Source organism: Bacillus sp. FSL W8-0183 (assembly GCF_038006825.1).
Lineage (GTDB): Bacteria > Bacillota > Bacilli > Bacillales > Bacillaceae > Bacillus > Bacillus altitudinis.
On record NZ_JBBOVY010000001.1, the window covers coordinates 1148290 to 1166338 of the forward strand.

Below are 18049 nucleotides of genomic sequence, written 5' to 3' on the forward strand. Positions count from 1 at the left end.
GAGATGAAGATATGAAAAAGGAAATAGAAATATATTTTGTTATTGTTGGTTTTTTCGGATGTGAGGATGGAGTTAGCACGAAAGAGATTGGTGCATTCGGTAGCTATCCCAGTGATGATCAAATAAAGTGTGCTGTGGAAGAGATGTCTCATTCTCAAAAGAACTTTTTATATCTGAAGGTGGAGAAAAGATACAGTTAAGTGATGCGAGTATTGCTTGTGTCAACGGTACCGGAACGAAGTGAGGATAAGGAGTTGAAACAATCAGCGCCCCCAATACCCTTTTAATGTCTCAAAAGGTCATCATACCTTTTGAGCTGCCTACCGGCGAGGGAGTCCCCCGAAGAATCGGGGGAATAGGGGGATTGATATTTGCGATCCAACGGGCTTCCGTTGATGGGATTAGGCAAGGCTCAAGAAAGGAGGAGTTATTGTAATGGCAATTGGACCTATTGATTTTGGTGCTTCTACTGGAGGGAAATATCCTGACCCAATGAGGCTTTTTCTAATTGTGCTTGATGAACGTGTTTTTACTCTTAATGCTGCTTCTTTGGAAGACACCAACGATTTCTTAAAGAAAGAGTATCCCCAAAATATTGAAAAGCCATTTGCAATTATGGAATTAACCAATGAATTTAAAATATTAGATACGCCTTTTATGGAGAAACTCGTTGATGATTGCAGAACACTTTTTAATGTTCAATAAACAGGTTTTTATAAAAGTTAGGTTAAAGGATAGTCAAAAGACTGTCCTTTTTTGTTTCTAAAAAAAGGAGGAATAAGAATGTTAAATGTGTTATTGGAAAACCCTACGCACTTTGATGAAGATTTTGCAGAGATTGAAAAGAAAGCAGGTAATATAACTGAAAGTGTCTGGCTGGAAGTTGGTCAACAAATAATGTTCTCTAGAATCATTGAAGAAAGCATTACGGTGCATAAGAAAATTATGTTGGAAGGTAAAGAAAGTAATCTGAAAGTAGATTTCCAAGTTAAGCCTCCAGAAGATAGAGGCGAAGAAATGTATGTTGGTGTCATCTATTCTGGTCATGAAGTCCAAAAATAATTTTTAAAAGGAGGGAAAAACAATGATTTTACATTTTGCTAATGGTTTGCAATTTGCACAAGCTCTATCAGAAATTGAAAAAAAGGCTAGAATTGCATGGGAAAGCATCTGGTTAGAAGCGACAGATCGAATGAGGTCTACAAGGGTTGAAGAATTATTTGGAACACTTTCCGTTCAAAAGAAAATTGAAATGGATGGAAAAGAGTATATTTTGGAAGTGGATTTTGAGGTGCTGCTTCCAGAAACAAGAGACGGAGAAACATATATTGACGTCCTATATACTGGCTTTGAGTTGCAAAACTAAAGAAAGGGGAATAACAAAATGTCATTTGTTTTTGAAAACATATCTACTTTCCAAAAAGAGCTGCAAAGGGTTGGTTCTCAATCACCTAGTGGCTCTTTTTTAAGAGCTTTACGTGAGAATGTTGCAGGTGGAGCTGAATCATTTGAGGTTGAGGGCAATTTGGAGGAAGGAGAAGACTCCTATATTTTGCGAGTCTTCTTTACAATTGGTGGTCCGAGTGAAGAAGAAGAAACACCTATAGCTGCTTTACCAGTGTGTCGCTTTGATTGCCTTTGGTTAGAAAAATTAGAAGGTTGAAAAACTATTTCTTGAAAGGAGGGAGGGGATTTGAAGGGTGTACCCTTAATTCTTTTGATGGTGTCGGTTATCCTATTTATTGTGGGTGCGACCACGTACTATTATGTTGCTGATTATAGGCAGCATAGCATAATCGCTACAATGAATGAATCGGCACGTATAGCGAGCCTTAGAAACGTAGATAACAGCATTAGAATTGAAGAAGGAAAAGTTGAATTGTCACAGAGAGCTTTCGAATTGAATTTCGAAAGTTCTTTTAATGAGAAAAACAACGTGAAACTTGGAAAAACATCTTTCAAATATAAGTACCTAAAAGATGTAGAAGGAAAAATGAAAGCTGTAAAGATTATATTAACCGATCAAAAAAACAAAGAATATCGAACTACACTGGTTGTCGATAAACCGAAAGGAGATCGTAAATGATTACTGAAATTGAGGAACAAAAGAAGCTACTGGAGGATGTACGAAAACATTTAAAACTAAATCATCCTTCGGAATTATTAAAAGCCTTTGTCGATCTTGAAGCAAGGGGAAAAGTGAATGAGGTGGTCAAGAAAGACTTTCCTCATTTGAGTAATGAAGAATTAAAATTTGTCATGGCGGAAGTCGTTGGCTTAGGGGTCATTGAAAAGATCATTGATGAGTATGAGGGCGTAACAGACATTTCGTATAACGGTACACATCTTGACGTCATTACGAATCAAGGGAAATTCCGTTATGGAGAAATCGAAGAATCATACATTATCAAGATCATTCAAAAATTCGCTAATGCCTGTCGCAAAGAATTCACCCGAAAAAATCCTATTTTGGATGCTGCGTTTTCTAATTTGCGTCTGAATGCGGTCCATAAGGATATTGCCCAATATGGCACAACAATGGCGCTTCGGGTTGTAAGACCAAAATTAGCTTTGCACCAAGAGAATTTTAAATTATTTGCTCCAGATTATATTTTCGATTTATTGAAAGCGATGGTGGCTTCTAAATCTAATATCACAATCGCTGGTGAGACTGGAACAGGGAAAACCGAGCTGCAAAAACTTCTGTTATCGTTTGTTGAGTACAAAGATCATATTGTTATGATCGAAGATACTCCCGAGAGCCATGCGAAAATTCTTTTTCCTGACAAGGACATTAAATCATGGATTACTAATCCTTCGATAAGCATTGAAATGTTGGTGAAAGCAGGTTTAAGAAATAACCCTGCTTGGCAGGTTGTTTCAGAGACACGAGGTCGAGAAGCATATGAAATGATGCAAGGGATTTTAACGGGTCACAGATTGATTACAACATTGCATGCTGTCAACGCTCGAGCGATACCATCACGACTTATTAATATGATGAAAATGGGTTACGACATTGACGAAACATCTATGAAAGATGATATTTTCCGTTATCTTAATTTTGGTATTCATATTGAAAAGATTGAAGATGAAGAAGGGCGTATGAAAAGATATTTGAAAGAGATCGTGGAGTTTTTGCCGAATGGTGAAGTCTTGACGGTTTTTCGTTGTGATCTTACCAATGAAGGGTTTGAATATGTTCCATGCAAGGTAAGTAGCATTTTCATGAAACGAATGATGGAAAAACGTGTGGATATTCAGCTTCAAAGCAAAATTATAGATGGGTGGGGGGTACATGAAATTTCGTAAAAAGAAGCTCTATAGTTTAGAAGAAATACGTGCCATGTCTATAGCATTTGGTCAGCCATTACAAAAAAGAGAATATGCAAAATTCATTTTGATTCCATTTGTCTGTTTTGCAGGATTAACTTATTTACTTTTTCATTATTGGTGGATGGCGATTCTTGCAGGATTGGTTGGTGGTTCGTATGGTTGGTTTTATCAGTTGCGAAGAAAAGTTAAAAATGATTATGAAATGGCAGCTTTTCTAGAAAGAAACAGGTTCTTAAATAATATGACCCAGTTATTGACAAATGATGACATGCCATTGATAGAGGCTTTTTCTGCATGTGCTCAATATGCAGAAGGTGAATTGAAACAAAAGCTCATTGATCTTCAAATAACTTTAGTTGATTCAGATGAAAAGGAGATCGTGAAGGCTTTTAAAAGTTTGAGGAATGCATATAAAAATGATGTGCAATTCGATCAATATATAGAGCAGCTAGGAATCATGTTTGTTGAGGGGCGCACATCCATTTTGACGCTCAAAGATACAAAAGATTATCACAATAAAGTTTTGTTGAAACAGCAAAGATTTATTGAAGATAAGCAGCAACATAAGAAAGATTTTAGAACAATGATTTTCTATTCAATAGGGTTTATTGTAGGCATTATGCTGTCATTTACCCTAAAGAAATACGTTGATATTTACGCACATGCCTTAGTGGGGATGATAGCAAATACGGTTTACTTGTCTATCATTTTCTATGTCTATCATCAGTTTAATCAAAGGTATTTTGATGATGCTGTAACGGAGGTGAGAATCTAAAAACATGAAAAATGAGAAGGTGAAACAGACGGTCAAACAAAAGACGGTCTTTTCTTTTTGGGAAAAAATCGGGGAAAGTAACTTGCGTGAAATGTTGCTCTATTTGAATCCAGAATTGAGCTTTGAAGGATTTCAAAAGAAGAGATTATTTAAAGCTGTTTCAATTTTTTTGGCTTCGTTACCATTGATTGTTTTTAAGCCAGTTATAGCAGTTGTAGCATTGGCACTAGCCTGCTTCATTTACCATATGGACTACAGGAAAATCAAGGGTTGGTACGAGGTAGAAAAATTCCAGAGAGAGCTAGTCTTTTTCAAGTTCTCTAGGGAAGTCTACATTTACTTGCTGGAAAACATGTCTACTGTTTATCAAGCATTTGAACGTCTGTCATCAAGGCTTGATGAGGGTCTTTTGAAAGATGCATTGAGAATGCTATTAATTTCAATGCATGAAAAGCCTAATGACGTGCAGCCCTTTATAGATTTTGCGAATGATACAAGTGGTGGTGATAGTGCAAGGTTATTCATGCTCACTTTGTATGAGTATCAGCAAAATTCAAAGGATGACAGCATTATCTATGAATTAGGAAAGATGACGAATGAACAATTATTCATGACAGTTGATGACATTGTTGAATATAAATTGCGGAAATTTGGTACTTTCCCGACTAAAGTTGCAATGCCAGTCATGATTGTGATGATCTCATTTTTTATAACTCTATTGATAGATGGTGTGAAATCCATCCAGTTTATTAATGGAGGTGGGGGATAAAAAATGGTTGAAGGATCAGTAATGACGCTGTTTAAGGTTTATATTTTTTGTTTCTGCCTTGTTCTAGTTGCGGATGTGGCGAACTATTGCATTAGGTTAAATCAAATAAATGACTTTAAGCAGTATGCAAATTACCAGATTGAGAGAAGAGGAGGATTGACCAAAGATGCGTTTCAAGCGATTACGAAAAAGAATGAAAATTCGTATGGGGGCAGTTTTCAAATTGAAAGCAGTTCTTTGAACCAAAAGCACCCTTATGGAACTGAAATTACTTATAGTGTTAAAACTACTTATCAATTTTTGATTGGTGGACATAAACAAGAGATTACAGCAAGAGGAGGGGCTTTGTCTTTGGTTAGATAAGGAGGGAGGTAGATTGGAACAGAACATATTTAGATTAGGTATTATGGCGGTTTTATTCATAGTTTTGGGTTTAACAATAATGGGATTGAAAGATGATTACCCAAATTTAATGCGTGATATTGAAAACTTTATCGAGCATGTCACAGGAGACATGCACTAAAAACAAAGGAGAATGATAATTATGGCAGTACCAGAGAATGTGGATCGTTTTTCATGGGGAACATTAGCAGCAGTAATTGCAGGAGCAGTAGGAATGGCACTTCTTGCAGGATTGACGGATTTTGTTCCATGGCTTATGGACTTTATTCAAACGAGTATTAAAGGACTCGCAAAAAAATAATAAATGATGCATGAGCAAGTCTTTCGGGGCTTGCTCTTTTTTGAAAGTGAGGTTCTTTAGTTATGCTAAAACTGTTTTTTCTTGGTGGAGTTGCTTGTTCTTGCGTTGTTATTGGCGTTCTATTGATCTATCTATATGGAATGGCTTCTACAGTTTTGGCCTGGATACAATTTTTGAAAATACTATATTTAACGTGTCTAGGTCTTATGATACTTCAAGCACTAAGTAGTAAAAAATCTTGAAAGGAAGGTGATGTATAATGACTTTTTCTAAGTGGATCGCCAGCATTGCTAGGTATTTTTTAATTGCTTTATTGTTTTTCATAATACTTATTGCATCTGGTTTTTCTCTATATAGATTGTTTACTCATGAATCTATTGTTATACGTCACTTTTCTGTTAATTCTTTGGGGTTTGCCTTGATATTACTAGCTCTTTACTGCTGCATCCGTTTGCTAAAGTGGTCAATCAATACAAAGGAGGAGGAAAATGAAAAAGAAAAAGAATGACAGTAAGATGGCTACCGAAAACAATCCAATGCTTTCAGCTTTTAAGAAGAAGTTGAAAGCTGTTAAAAAGCCAGAAAAGAAACCTAAATCAATTCCAAAAGATCGTTCAAAAATGATTACTGTTGGAATATGGTCAATGATTGGAACGCTTGTCTTTTTTGCTTTCTTGGCGGTTTTACTGTCTGTTAGCAATAGGTCAGCTTTGAACGATCTTGCGAGACAACAAGAACAAAACAGTAAGCAGAAAGAGGAAGTTTCTATTGTGGCAGGAGAACGCTTCTTATCTGGATTCATTGAGCAGTATATCAATGTGAAAAATGACAGGGCTGCTACTGAAAAACGTCAAAATACCTTGATGAAATATCTTGTTGTGGATGATGAGACAGATCAAGAAACATGGTTTGATACATCGGGTTCACAGGGGGATCGAGTTTTGAATGATTATGTCCTCTACAATGTTAAAAAAGGGGATGGAGGTTCACTTTTTCAATATAAGGTGAATTACGAGAATGTTGTAAAGGTCAAAAAGAAAGAACATAAGGTAGCGAAACAAGCATTGTTAAATATTCCTGTGAAACATAAAGGGGACAAATTTGCTGTGAGTGGTACGCCTTATCTTTCAGAAATGTATGATCTTAAAGGTGATATTGCTAGTTCATCAGAGGAACGTGAAGAATATGACGGCGATCAGTCAGCAGCCATAAAAGAGTTTCTAAATACATTCTTCCGAAAATATGCGGAAGAATCAAAAGATGACATGTCGTATGTCATGAAAACACCAGAGACTTTAAACGGTCATCTGGTATTTGGTGATGTCGAAAACTTCAGTATTTACAAGAATGATGATGGCTTTGAAATATCTTCTGTTGTCATCTTCAAAGAAAAAGAAACAAGCATACCGGTAAAAGAACGTTTTACTTTGTTCGTTACAAAAAACAGTGGTCAGTATTATGTAAAACAACTAAAACATCAATAGGAGTGATATTTATGGAATTCTTAGATTTCCTTGTGTTAGGAGCAAAAGCAGACTTACCAACAATTGGTGGTGTGCATAGTTGGTGGAAGCAAGTTGTTGTACAGGCTATAGCGATTATAGCTATGTACTTAATTCTGAAAAATCTTGCGAAATTAAGTATTGGTAAAGTGGTTGGTGCAATAATCATTACAAGTGCTGGTGTATTTTGCGTTCAAAACTGGTCTACTGTCACAGGATGGGTTAGTGCGATACTTAAAACGATGTAAGAGGTGATAGTGTGTCGAGATTTGTTTTTAACTATAGAAAAGCGATGCGTGAGCCTAAAAAAATACAAAGGATAACGGAAAATTATAGTTTACCATTTGCGATAGAGTTGATCCCGATGATCAACTATTTTATTTTTGTCGCTATTAGTTTTGGTTTTTTCTTAGGTGTTAGGAAGTTTTTTCCTAGCGCCTTTGAAAATACTTTTGTAATCGTGATTTTTGGTATTCCACTTGGTTTGACAATTTTGATTACAAAAATCAAACCAGAAGGGAAAAATATTTATCTCTATTTTTTAGGTTTGATAAAGTACATTGTACTAATCAAATTGCCAAAGAAAAAATATTGTAACGACAAAGTAATAGACTTTGCGAATGATCAAGAAATAAAATTCAAATCTTTAGTAAGGGTGGTGCGAAAAAATGGTTGTTCTAAAAACTCCAATGAAAACCCTGTTAAACAACATGGTCTTGACGAAAACGGGAGACGTTTGGGCGTATTATCGGATTAAAAGTAGCTCGATTCCAAGCAGAAACCAAAGTGAAATAGATAATTATAAAGACAGTTGGACATCATTTTACGAGGAAATAACAGAGTATGAAGATTTCCATTTAATGATGTATCCGAGTCGCTTTGATCTCGAAGGGCGTTTGAATGTATTGAAAAAGGATATACATGAGGATGCTTTAGAAGTAGCTTCGTACTATATGGGGGAAATGGTGAGTGTGATGCAGCAACGCTTGGGAAGATTGACAAGGCCCGACTTCATCATTGGAATTAAGCTAAATAAGACATTGCTTAGTTTGGATGCTGATATTAAAGATAATGTTTTGTCAATGTTTAACACTGTCACAGACACCGTTGTAAATATGCTTGGATGGGAACAAGATGTATCATCCCAATTTTTTGAACAATATAAAGAGATCGAGGACGATTTGGCGAGTACGGTTACATCCGTGTTTGGAGAGAGATTGAGAGAAGCCGAGCTTAAATATATCAATCGTTATCACTTTATAAGAGGGCTTTATCACGATGTTGAGGAAGAAAGCCAAAATGGAGATATTCATTCAATTACAAACACTGTTATAGATCCAACAATTCCAGGCTCTTTAAAGCTCGTTAGTGATCAAGATGAAGGACATATTTCAATGATTGTTGTTGACGAATTTCTAGACAATATGGCGAATAGCAACTTGTTTTATGAGGTTCAGTCTTTGCCTTTTCCAGTGGAGGTAGAGGTAAAGGCAAAAGTAGAAAGTAAGTCTATGACAAAGACAGCATTAAATATTAAGCACCAGCAATTGAGAGAAGAACAAAATGAAAAGTATAGTGTTGGAGACGAAAGCGACCAGTCAACCATGACAAGTGCGTTTCTCGTCAAAGACCTTCAAAATAAAATCAAAAAAGAGGAAGTGTCTTTGATCAACTGGCTTGCGGTTGTGATTGTTGACGGACGCACGAAAAAAGAATGCGCTGAAAAGGCTCGATTAGTCGTGAGACACCTAAAAGGGGCAGGAATTAAATGCAGGATTCCTATTGCTGATCAATTGTCTTTGTTTTATAAAATGCTGCCTGCTGAAAAGTTGGATGTCATGGATAAAAACTGGATTCAAAAAACAACACAAAGTGGATTGGCTGAATGCTTATTGGGAGTTGATTCTTTTGTTGGTTCAAAGATTGGTTTCTTTTTAGGATGGGGAGATCGTTTTGATAAGCATACAGATTTAGAAAGCGCCATTCGATCAAGTCGAGACTTTGTTTTGTTTCATCCTTTTCTTGCTAATCAGCAAATTAAAGGTTCAAAAACTAGATCGCCGCATTGCTTAATTACAGGCGATACAGGTAATGGTAAGTCTTTCCTCGCAAAGCTGTTGTACACATATATATCCTTTATGGATATTAAATCGCTGTACATCGACCCGAAAAAGGAAATGAGGAAATGGATTAGAAAAGTTATCAGCAACCCACAAACTCGTAAAGATTTCCCTTTGTATATTAAGCATTTAGAGAAATATCACTTTATAACGTTAGACCATGAACAAGATGAGAACTGGGGCGCATTAGACCCAATTTCCTTCATGCCTCCAAGTAAAGCGAAAGACTTGTTAGAAGTTATATTCGAGCAGATTTATGACTTTAAAGGGAAAGATGATGTGAGCACTGCTTTTTTGAGAGCAATTACAAAAGTTCTGGAAATGAAAGAGAAGGGTGAACAAGTTGGATCGCTGCATGTCATTTATGAGATGCAAAAGCATAAAGAAGAGACTGTGAGAAAAGCAGGAGACTTTCTTTATGAGTCTGTCAAAGACTCTATCATGAAGTTGCTAGTTCATGATGGTTCTAATCCTTCCCTGTCTTTAAAAGAGCGAATCACAATTTTAGAAGTTGAGAACATGGACTTGCCAGACTTTGGGGAACGTATAGAAAATTTTACGAAGTCACAATTAAAATCAAGTGCGGTCATGTTTGCGCTTGGTAAGTTTTGCGAGCTTTTTGGAATGAATGCAGAAGAAAAAACAGCGGAATTTATTGATGAAGCATGGATATTTACAGCTTCGCCACAGGGTAAAAAAGTAGAGCGTCAAATGAGACGTATTGGGCGTTCTTACAACAATGCTGAATTCTTCATCTCACAATCAACAAAGGATGCTTTACATGAGGATGACACAGGAAACTTCGGTGTCGCTTTTGCTTTCGATGAGCCGAACGAACGTGAAGAAGTCTTGAAATGGATGAATCTTGAACCGAGTGAGGAAAACAAAAAAATGCTTGAATCCATGTTTCAAGGTCAATGCTTATTCAAGGATATTTACGGGCGTACTGCAAAAATTTCAATTGAATGTTTGTTTGATGAGTGGATGGGAGCATTTGAAACAATTAATAAAAGTGATGTTGCGTATGCAGAAGAACAATACTTGTAGAAAGTCATGTGAAGCAGCATGGCTTTTTTGTTTGCAGATCGGGGGCGATTCAAATAAAACGGAAAATAATATTGGTTTTCTCAATCATGGTTATTCTATTAACTAGCTTTTTTTCATTTGCTTTAGCTGACGATAAAGCAGGTGATAAAACGGTGAAACCAAAGGTTGAAAAAGTTGGGGGGGTCGAGCTTGAAATTAGTCGATTTCCACTTGAACATTATCAAGCCCACAACCAAGCTGAAGATGGAATGATAAAGGGTACTATCGTTTCTTTGTCTAATGTAATGCTAGGCACAACGCAAATAATAGTTCTTGTTGTTGATAAAGCGATGGACCTATTTATGAGTGCTGAACCGATAGAAGGATTTAGTGATGCTGTGACAGATGTCTCAAAGAAAATGTACAGCGTTCTAAAGAATAGTTTCGGAGAAATAATCTTTGTATTTATGATAGGCTTCGTAGTCTATCTGTTTTTAATTCGTGGAAGTTTTAAAGAAGGTATGAGACGATTTGTGTTATTTTTTATGGTCATGATTGTGGCAGGACTGTGGGTCGGTAAAGCTGGATATTGGATAGAATCTCTTAATGCGTTGTCGATAGAAGCACAAGGGAAATTAATCACAGTTGGTAATAAGTTGACCGATTCGTTTTCGAGTAAAGGTGATTCTTCTTTGACCATGGATGAAGTAAAAAAAGGTCAAGAGCTTAAAGGGACCACAGCCGTTCTTAGAAATTTTTATTTTAATGCTGCCTTGAAAAATCCTTATTTGGTGACTAACTATGGTACACCAAATGAAAAAACAATTTTGAAGAAGGGGGATGGAAAAGGTGGTCTTGATCGTATAGACACGCTACTTTCTTTCAAATTGACCAGTGAGGGTCGAAGTGCAAAGAAAGAGTTCATTAATGACAAAGAGGTAAAAGAGTATAAAAACCAAAGTATTGCAGAGGGAAGTATTTATGCACAGTTAGGTTATTCATTTATAGGGATGCTTGCTGCAATTTCTCTAGGTGTTCCATTCTTTTTGATTCCGTTTCTTAACTTCTTGATTCAAATTATCGTTCTGGCGATAGCATTCTTTCTTCCTTTTGCGTTTATTCTTTCATATGTTCCGCAATTTGCCTATAGTGGCTTTGTGTCGCTTGGAAGAATGTTCGCTTTGTTTATTATGAAAGCAATGCTAACTCTTGTTCTTGTATTTGTTTATGCTGTCTGTGTAATTGTTAATAAGACAATCCCTCCTACCAATTTAGGGATGTATTTTTTAAATGTGGCAGCATTGTCTGCTATTCTGATCTTTGCATTTTTAAAACGTGACAAGATCATCAATTTTGTTACGGCTGGCAAAGTTCAATCGGTGGATGCTAATCTACTTGAAAATACTAGAAAACAGGTTGTACAGCCCTCATTTGATGGTATGAAGAAGGTTGGTAATGGTTTTAGTGAATGGAAAAAGAAGCGTGATGCTAAAAAAGCTGCTGAAGAAAAGAAAGCAGAAGAAGAACGGTCTTTAGCAGAAAGACGAGGCGCACCACAAAACCAGTCAACTACTGGAAATTCTAAATTTGATAGAATGTCCCAAAATAATCCCCTCAAAAAAGATGCGTCTGCGAAAAAAGAAATCGAAAGAGGACGGCAGCTTGATGAATCAACTGTAGATGTAGATTCGAAAGCAGATGATTATAAGCCGCCATTGTACGTTGTGGATGGTGGAAAAGAGGAAAGAACAGATCAAACGGAAACAGGTGCAAGGGCTTCTAATCAACTTCCGAAAGTGGATATAGAGCGAAGTGAACAAGCAACTAAAGATCAACTTGCGGAGGAAAGTAATAATAAGGCAAGTGTTTCTAATCAGCTGCCTAAAGTGGATGTAGAGCGAAGTGAACAAGCGACTAAAGATCAACTTGCGGAGGAAACCAATAAAATGTCAAACGTTTCAAACCCTATGTCAAAAGTGGATGTAGAAAGAAGCGAACAAGCTGCAAAAGATCAACTAGCAGAAGAAGCGAACAATAATTCAAGCGCATCAAGCAAAATACCAATGGTGGATGCAGAAAGAAGTGATCAAATTAAAGAACATATTGCCGAAGAAGAAAAGAACAATAGTCCGAAGGGTTCAACATCAGTTCATGAGGTTGATGTTGAAAGAAGTGATCAAGGTGTTTCTGAAAAAACGTTAACAGAGGAAAATATCAGTAATCAAAAGCCTGTGAGTCCTGTTCCTAATGCTAACGTAGCAAGAAATGAACAAACACAACCAAAAGAAAGAGTAAGTGCACCAGTTCCAAAAACTGAAAATGAAACAGTTAAGACATCAGATACACAACCGAAAACTAAAAGAGTAATTCAGCAGCAACCAAAGCATGTGAAAATTGAATTGGATCAGATAGAGAGCCGTCAAAGCAAGAATGGTCAAGGTGACAGATCATGAAAAAGCTATTGACGGCTTTTTTTAGTTCACTCCCAATTATTTTTTTTGGGGGAATGTTGATTGTGGTTGTGTTGATTTTTGGGGGGAGTAATCAAAAAGAAATCGGCGGTGGGGATGAAGAGTTTGTGACGAATGGCATTGCGCCAGAGATTGAAAGGCTCCGCCACGTCTTTGGAAAATATGCCCGCAAAGAAGGTGTTTACGATCAGTTGAACATCATTATGGCGCTTACTATGCAGGAAAGTGGTGGGCGTTATCTTGACATCATGCAATCAAGCGAATCAATAGGTTTGCCACCAAACACTATAACTAGTCAAGAGTATTCAATTCAAGTGGGAGTAAAACATTTTGCTGCTGTCTTTAAAAAGGCAGGGGGTGATGTGCGTCTAACCTTACAGTCTTACAATTATGGTGGAGGATTTATAGATTTTGTTAAAAAAAGAGGTGGCAAATATACAAAGGCTCTGGCTTTAGAATTTAGTAACTTCCAAGCTCTGAAATTGGGATGGAAAAGCTACGGTGATCCCCATTATGTTGACCATGTAATGCGTTATCTAAAAGGCGGTGGTACTGTGAAGCCAGTCAATGGAGCAATGGAGGGATATGAGAGTGTTATGAATGAAGCACTTAAGTATGAAGGCAATCCATATGAGTGGGGTGGTTCTTCTCCTTCCACTGGTTTTGATTGTAGTGGTCTTGTGCAATGGGCATATAGAAAAGCTGGTATATCCTTGCCAAGGACAGCCCAAGAACAATACGGTGCAACAAAAAAGATTTCTGAAAGTGAAGCGGTTGCGGGGGACTTGGTGTTTTTCACTGGGACGTATCAAGGTAAATTCATCACACACGTGGGAATTTATGTAGGAGATGGAAGAATGTATAATAGTAATGATAGTGGCGTTCAATACTCTCCTCTTAAAAAGGGATATTGGCGTGATCACTTGGTGTCGTTTGGCAGAATAAAAAATTAGGGGGATTTTATGAAAAAAGTATTTTGGGTATTGGGTGGTGTGATTTTGATTTTAGGGATTACGAGTTATTACATGACATACAGCAAGTTAAGTGCTGAAAAAAATCAAGCTCTAAAAGAAAAACAAAGGATCGAAAATAAAATGAATCATATGACGAATTCAGAAGCTGCTGACATGAATCAAAAATTCTTTGAAGCATTTTTTCAATATGAAGATGCGGATGATCGTGAAGGGGCGGTGAGGAAGTTAGCCACTGATAAGGCTATGAGCTATGCATTCCCTTCTAAGGCTCCAAAAAAACATAGTGTAACCATTAAAGGTGATTTACTGTCTTTGGAAAGTTATTCAAAAAAAGTTGATGAAAATCGAGAACTATATTTGAATGAGGCAAAAACTGCGGTTACGGTGAATGCTGTTACCAGTAAGCATACCTTAATTATTCAAACAGAATTGAAAAAAGAAAAAGGCGGATGGGTTGTTGATAATGTTCAAGTAAAAGGAAGTAATTGATTAATAGTGTAAAAATATTGATTTATTTGTTATTATTTACGAAAGTAAGAATTATTTGATAAGCGGGGAGGTGTAAGGGTTATGCAAGATTTGATACCATATGATCTAGTAACTACCAAGTTAAATGATTGGTATAGAGCCATAAAGGCAGAAAATGTTGACTTGGCGATAGAAATTAAGCAGCAAGTGAAAAGAGAGCTAGATAGTATGGAGGAGAATCAAGATGCCCTTTTGTATTTTTCTTTATTGGAATTTAGACATAGTTTGTTAGAAAGTCATCTCAACGCAAAAAATCCTCATGATTTAGATAAAACATATCTAACATTGAAAAAGGTTGAAAGACAAGAAAATTTGACAGGTATGTTAGAGTATTACTATTATTTTTTTATGGGTATGTATGAGTTCAGGAGAAAGGAACTAACAACCGCAATATCTGCTTATAGAAAAGCAGAAATGATGATATCTGAAATTAATGATGAAATTGAGCAAGCTGAGTTTTATTTTAAAGTTTCCTATGTTTATTATTATATGAAACAAACTTACTTCTCTTTAAATTACGCTAACAGAGCTTTAAATATTTACGAAAGATATGATGATTATTTAGTGCAGGCTCTTAGATGTCGATTTGTAATAGGTGGTAATTTAATAGATGAATCAAAGTTTAGGCAAGCTCTTCATATGTTTCTAGAAATAGTAGATATTGCTGAAAAAAATAAACTGGCTCATATTAAAGGGATGGCCCATATTAACGCTGCTATTTGTTATGAGGAATTGAAGCAGTATAATGATGTATGTGAACACCTTGATCTAGCATTAAATTATTTAGAAACTCATCATAACAGTTTCGTAACGAAAGCTCTATTTAATCAAACTCATGTTTATTTAAAAAGAGGCATGTTTCTTGAAGCAAAGTATTATTATATTAAAGGGTTAAAATATGTAGACGAATTTAATGATGAAGAGTACAAGTTGAAATTTATGATTTTAACAGGATTGTATTATGAAGATGATCATTCATTAATTTTGGAAGCTTTTGATTCCCTTTTAAAGAAGAACATGTATGCTGATGTTGAAAATTTGGCTTTGGAAGTGGCTGAATATTTTAGTTCAAACGAGAACTTCAAATTGGCAAATGATTACTTTAGAATGAGTATTGATGTAAGAAAAAAAATTAGAGAGGAGGAGCTTATTGATGAAAAAAATTCTGGTTACATCTATAATGTTGATTAGTCTTGTGGCATTTTCACAAATTGTTGAACAGAATGTTGATAGAGCTGAAAACGTTTATCAGGTTGCTGATAGAGTGGCGGCATAATTCAATAAGGAGTTCATTTGTTCGTTTTAAAGAATTTTACAGGTGAACTCCTTAAATTCAAAAGAAGTCTTAAGTAATATTGGAGTAAATTGGAGTACATAAATATTGGTTTTGAAAGAAATCCTTATGAAATAAGGGATTATTGTTGAAAAATTTGACCGTTTACACTACAATGCTTAGTGTGAGGTGATGACATGAAAATTCCTTCTTTTAAATATAACGAAAAGGGATTGAACCGCTTTTTCGGTCCTTTAGAAGGAAGGATTATGGAGATCCTTTATCAAGGTGAGGATATGCCGATTAAAGAGGTACAGCAGAAGCTGTCAGATGAGAAGCCAATTAATTTCAACACGGTCATGACGGTACTCAATCGATTAACCGAAAAAGGAATTGTGGAAAAGAAAACAAAAGGGCGTTCATCTATCTATAACCCTGTTTTAACAAAAGAAGAATTTCTAAATGAGCAAACGAAATGGATTACTCAAGGACTGATGGATGATTTCGGCCCCCTTGCAGTCAATCATATGGTGGACGCAATTGAAAGTGCTGATCCTGAATTACTGAAGGTACTCGAAGCAAGGCTTGCATCCAAAAAAGAGGAGAAACGACATGATTAAAATGAAGTCGAGTCTGCTGTTTTTAGGCGGTATATTGATTGGCTTAGTGATCTTTTACCAGATGGGCTATTATGTACTCTCAAGCTTTTTTGGCTGGAATCAAGCATATAACCTGATCCATGTATGTCAATCTGTTCTCGAATTTTATGGATTCACTCCTTTAAAGTATTTTCTGGATGCGTTCGTCTTGTATACGCTTGGTTTTGCCGTTTTCTATATGACAAAGCAGGTCAGAAAGTATATTCATTTCAAAAGAAATATGATGATGGCAGTCGATCAACATTCAACGCAAAGTCTATCAGACAAGTATAGAAATGAGATCATTGTGTTTCATTGCCATGAACCGCTTGCTTTCGCAATGGGGATGCTTCGGCCAAAAGTGTATCTCTCAACAGCGCTTATAGACATGCTGGATGAAGGGGAAATCGATGCTGTTGTCTATCACGAATTACATCACAAATACAGCTACGACCCTTTAAAGACTTTCACTTTCTCTATGCTCACAAAAGTGATTTGGTACATTCCTGTGTTAAAGCATATGAGACAAAGTTACTCCGTTTTTCGTGAGGTCATTGCAGATGACTATGCCATTCAGCAGACAGGGACTGAGCTTGGAGTAGGGCAAGCCCTTTTGAAACTCATTAAAAATAGAACCCAGTTTCAAAAACAAACGAAATTTGCCGTGTCCTTTGGAGACCGAGCATTGAATTTAAGAATCCAAAAAATCTTAAACCCAACATACAACATACCGTTCAATGTACCACTTATCCCAATTGTGACATCAACCATCCTCATGTTGGTCTTAATGATTATGCTCAACTTAAATTACTAATTTTTTTTACGAATGAACATTACATAATGTAGTGTAAAAATGGGAGGAAATCACTATATGAAAACAAATCAAGAAATAGGAACACTTTTTGTACGTGTCATCTTAGGCATTATTTTCTTTTTACATGGGCTTCAAGCATATCAAGGTGGACTAGGAGGCACTGCTGCATTTTTTGGTCAAATTGGTGTCCCTGAATTTATGGCCTATATTGTCAAAACAATTGAACTGGTTGGTGGAATTGCCCTGATTCTAGGTTTAGGCACACGTCTTTTCGCAGCTTTATTTGTGCCAATTATGGCTGTAGCCATTATCACAGTTGGTTTTGCAAGAGGATTTGTGGGCGGTTATGAATTTGAACTTTCTTTAATGGTCATGGCGCTTTACTTGACACTTAGTGGCAGCAAGATGCTATCGATTGATGGATTGTTAAAACAACAGCAGCAAAGCAATGAAGCAAAATTTCATTAAATAACAAAAAACTCCTTCTGCGATTTGTAGCAGAGGAGTTTTTTTATGGTCAAAAGGTCGTTTTATCCTTAAAAAAGGAAAAGTGAAGAGGCGTTTTGATGATGACAGCCCTTTATTTCACATATTGAATGAGCAAAAAAGCAATTTCATTTTTTGACGGAACATACGATCTCCTATTAAAATAGGGGTAACTAAGAAACATGGTGCGTTAAAAGATATAGAAACCAGACGGCATGCTGCTGTTCATCTTGAGCAATACGCTTCATTAATTCCTTTGTTCCTTGATCACGGACATAGTCTGATACCGTTAAGTAAAAATCGACTGTTTTTTGTTCGTCTTTAAAGGCAAATAAGAGACCTTCCCTAAATTGGTCTGGACAAGGCTCTGTTATGCTTGGTTTGTGGTTTTTACCAGTCGAAGAATAGTATAGCTTTGTAAATAGCTGATAATGTCTGACTTCATCCTGACGTATTTCTTGAATGATTTTTTTCGCTTCAGGATTTTTTGCTTTTTGTGCAAGTTTTTCATAGCATTGGATCGCAGAATATTCGCCATTGATGGCCTTTTCAAGGTCTGCAATGATCCTTGTGTTTTGGCGCATGTCATATGGCGAGTAGTCATAATAACCGTAATACATGATATTGCCAGCCT

Annotated in this window: 24 protein-coding genes; 23 read left to right on the plus strand and 1 reads right to left on the minus strand. The window is 36.3% G+C overall.

What is annotated here, in order from left to right; all coding sequences use genetic code 11:
• Nucleotides 1-11: 11 nt before the first annotated feature.
• The 23 genes from NSQ64_RS05975 to NSQ64_RS06085 all read left to right on the plus strand — a co-directional run bounded on the left by NSQ64_RS05975 (nucleotide 12) and on the right by NSQ64_RS06085 (nucleotide 17397).
• Nucleotides 12-200, plus strand: a complete 189-nt coding sequence (locus tag NSQ64_RS05975) for a hypothetical protein (RefSeq protein ID WP_073980122.1) — start codon at nucleotides 12-14, stop codon at nucleotides 198-200.
• Nucleotides 201-435: 235 nt separating this feature from the next.
• Nucleotides 436-705: a hypothetical protein gene (locus tag NSQ64_RS05980; protein ID WP_283924290.1), complete on the plus strand. Its 270-nt coding sequence runs from the start codon at nucleotides 436-438 to the stop codon at nucleotides 703-705.
• A gap of 78 nt (nucleotides 706-783) precedes the next feature.
• The gene (locus tag NSQ64_RS05985) at nucleotides 784-1062 is read left to right on the plus strand and encodes a hypothetical protein (RefSeq protein ID WP_283924291.1); all 279 of its coding nucleotides are present in this window, start codon (nucleotides 784-786) and stop codon (nucleotides 1060-1062) included.
• Nucleotides 1063-1084: 22 nt separating this feature from the next.
• Nucleotides 1085-1366 carry a hypothetical protein gene (locus NSQ64_RS05990; protein ID WP_268425075.1) on the plus strand — a complete coding sequence of 94 codons (282 nt, stop codon included), beginning with the start codon at nucleotides 1085-1087 and terminating at the stop codon, nucleotides 1364-1366.
• An 18-nt stretch (nucleotides 1367-1384) separates the two neighbouring features.
• On the plus strand, nucleotides 1385-1663 hold the full coding sequence (locus NSQ64_RS05995; protein WP_341015549.1) for a hypothetical protein: 279 nt from the start codon (nucleotides 1385-1387) through the stop codon (nucleotides 1661-1663).
• Between the two features lie 30 nt (nucleotides 1664-1693).
• Complete coding sequence (locus tag NSQ64_RS06000; RefSeq protein ID WP_341015551.1) at nucleotides 1694-2086, plus strand: hypothetical protein; 393 nt, start codon at nucleotides 1694-1696, stop codon at nucleotides 2084-2086.
• Nucleotides 2083-3312: a CpaF/VirB11 family protein gene (locus NSQ64_RS06005; RefSeq protein ID WP_341015553.1), complete on the plus strand. Its 1230-nt coding sequence runs from the start codon at nucleotides 2083-2085 to the stop codon at nucleotides 3310-3312. The genes NSQ64_RS06000 and NSQ64_RS06005 overlap by 4 nt, the downstream gene beginning before the upstream one ends.
• Complete coding sequence (locus NSQ64_RS06010; protein ID WP_341015554.1) at nucleotides 3299-4111, plus strand: hypothetical protein; 813 nt, start codon at nucleotides 3299-3301, stop codon at nucleotides 4109-4111. Before NSQ64_RS06005 ends, NSQ64_RS06010 begins: the two co-directional genes overlap by 14 nt.
• Before the next feature lie 19 nt (nucleotides 4112-4130).
• Nucleotides 4131-4880 carry a hypothetical protein gene (locus tag NSQ64_RS06015; RefSeq protein ID WP_341015557.1) on the plus strand — a complete coding sequence of 250 codons (750 nt, stop codon included), beginning with the start codon at nucleotides 4131-4133 and terminating at the stop codon, nucleotides 4878-4880.
• Nucleotides 4881-4883: 3 nt separating this feature from the next.
• Nucleotides 4884-5243, plus strand: coding sequence for a hypothetical protein (locus tag NSQ64_RS06020; RefSeq protein WP_341015559.1), 360 nt, complete (start codon nucleotides 4884-4886; stop codon nucleotides 5241-5243).
• A gap of 13 nt (nucleotides 5244-5256) precedes the next feature.
• Nucleotides 5257-5403: a hypothetical protein gene (locus NSQ64_RS06025; RefSeq protein ID WP_341015561.1), complete on the plus strand. Its 147-nt coding sequence runs from the start codon at nucleotides 5257-5259 to the stop codon at nucleotides 5401-5403.
• A gap of 21 nt (nucleotides 5404-5424) precedes the next feature.
• A complete protein-coding gene (locus tag NSQ64_RS06030; protein WP_157840133.1) occupies nucleotides 5425-5583 on the plus strand; it encodes a hypothetical protein in 159 nt (52 codons plus the stop codon).
• A gap of 488 nt (nucleotides 5584-6071) precedes the next feature.
• Entirely contained in the window at nucleotides 6072-7067 is a 996-nt protein-coding gene (locus NSQ64_RS06035) for a conjugal transfer protein (RefSeq protein WP_341015563.1), read from the plus strand.
• A gap of 11 nt (nucleotides 7068-7078) precedes the next feature.
• A complete protein-coding gene (locus tag NSQ64_RS06040; protein ID WP_283924302.1) occupies nucleotides 7079-7333 on the plus strand; it encodes a hypothetical protein in 255 nt (84 codons plus the stop codon).
• An 11-nt stretch (nucleotides 7334-7344) separates the two neighbouring features.
• Nucleotides 7345-7842 carry a conjugal transfer protein gene (locus tag NSQ64_RS06045; protein ID WP_283924303.1) on the plus strand — a complete coding sequence of 166 codons (498 nt, stop codon included), beginning with the start codon at nucleotides 7345-7347 and terminating at the stop codon, nucleotides 7840-7842.
• Nucleotides 7754-10252: an ATP-binding protein gene (locus NSQ64_RS06050; protein WP_445684639.1), complete on the plus strand. Its 2499-nt coding sequence runs from the start codon at nucleotides 7754-7756 to the stop codon at nucleotides 10250-10252. The genes NSQ64_RS06045 and NSQ64_RS06050 overlap by 89 nt, the downstream gene beginning before the upstream one ends.
• Nucleotides 10253-10338: 86 nt before the next feature.
• On the plus strand, nucleotides 10339-12684 hold the full coding sequence (locus NSQ64_RS06055) for a CD3337/EF1877 family mobilome membrane protein (RefSeq protein ID WP_341015565.1): 2346 nt from the start codon (nucleotides 10339-10341) through the stop codon (nucleotides 12682-12684).
• A complete protein-coding gene (locus tag NSQ64_RS06060; RefSeq protein ID WP_341015567.1) occupies nucleotides 12681-13655 on the plus strand; it encodes a bifunctional lytic transglycosylase/C40 family peptidase in 975 nt (324 codons plus the stop codon). The genes NSQ64_RS06055 and NSQ64_RS06060 overlap by 4 nt, the downstream gene beginning before the upstream one ends.
• A 9-nt stretch (nucleotides 13656-13664) precedes the next feature.
• Complete coding sequence (locus NSQ64_RS06065; RefSeq protein WP_341015569.1) at nucleotides 13665-14165, plus strand: hypothetical protein; 501 nt, start codon at nucleotides 13665-13667, stop codon at nucleotides 14163-14165.
• 81 nt (nucleotides 14166-14246) lie between these two features.
• The gene (locus NSQ64_RS06070; RefSeq protein ID WP_283924308.1) at nucleotides 14247-15395 is read left to right on the plus strand and encodes a response regulator aspartate phosphatase; all 1149 of its coding nucleotides are present in this window, start codon (nucleotides 14247-14249) and stop codon (nucleotides 15393-15395) included.
• A 279-nt stretch (nucleotides 15396-15674) separates the two neighbouring features.
• Entirely contained in the window at nucleotides 15675-16097 is a 423-nt protein-coding gene (locus NSQ64_RS06075; protein WP_007499135.1) for a BlaI/MecI/CopY family transcriptional regulator, read from the plus strand.
• Nucleotides 16090-16929 carry a M56 family metallopeptidase gene (locus NSQ64_RS06080; RefSeq protein ID WP_156060619.1) on the plus strand — a complete coding sequence of 280 codons (840 nt, stop codon included), beginning with the start codon at nucleotides 16090-16092 and terminating at the stop codon, nucleotides 16927-16929. The genes NSQ64_RS06075 and NSQ64_RS06080 overlap by 8 nt, the downstream gene beginning before the upstream one ends.
• A 57-nt stretch (nucleotides 16930-16986) precedes the next feature.
• Nucleotides 16987-17397: a DoxX family protein gene (locus NSQ64_RS06085; protein WP_008348626.1), complete on the plus strand. Its 411-nt coding sequence runs from the start codon at nucleotides 16987-16989 to the stop codon at nucleotides 17395-17397.
• Between the two features lie 191 nt (nucleotides 17398-17588).
• Here the strand turns inward: NSQ64_RS06085 and NSQ64_RS06090 are convergent, their stop codons facing one another.
• The gene (locus tag NSQ64_RS06090; RefSeq protein WP_341015573.1) at nucleotides 17589-18035 is read right to left on the minus strand and encodes a ferritin-like domain-containing protein; all 447 of its coding nucleotides are present in this window, start codon (nucleotides 18033-18035) and stop codon (nucleotides 17589-17591) included.
• Nucleotides 18036-18049 lie beyond the last annotated feature (14 nt).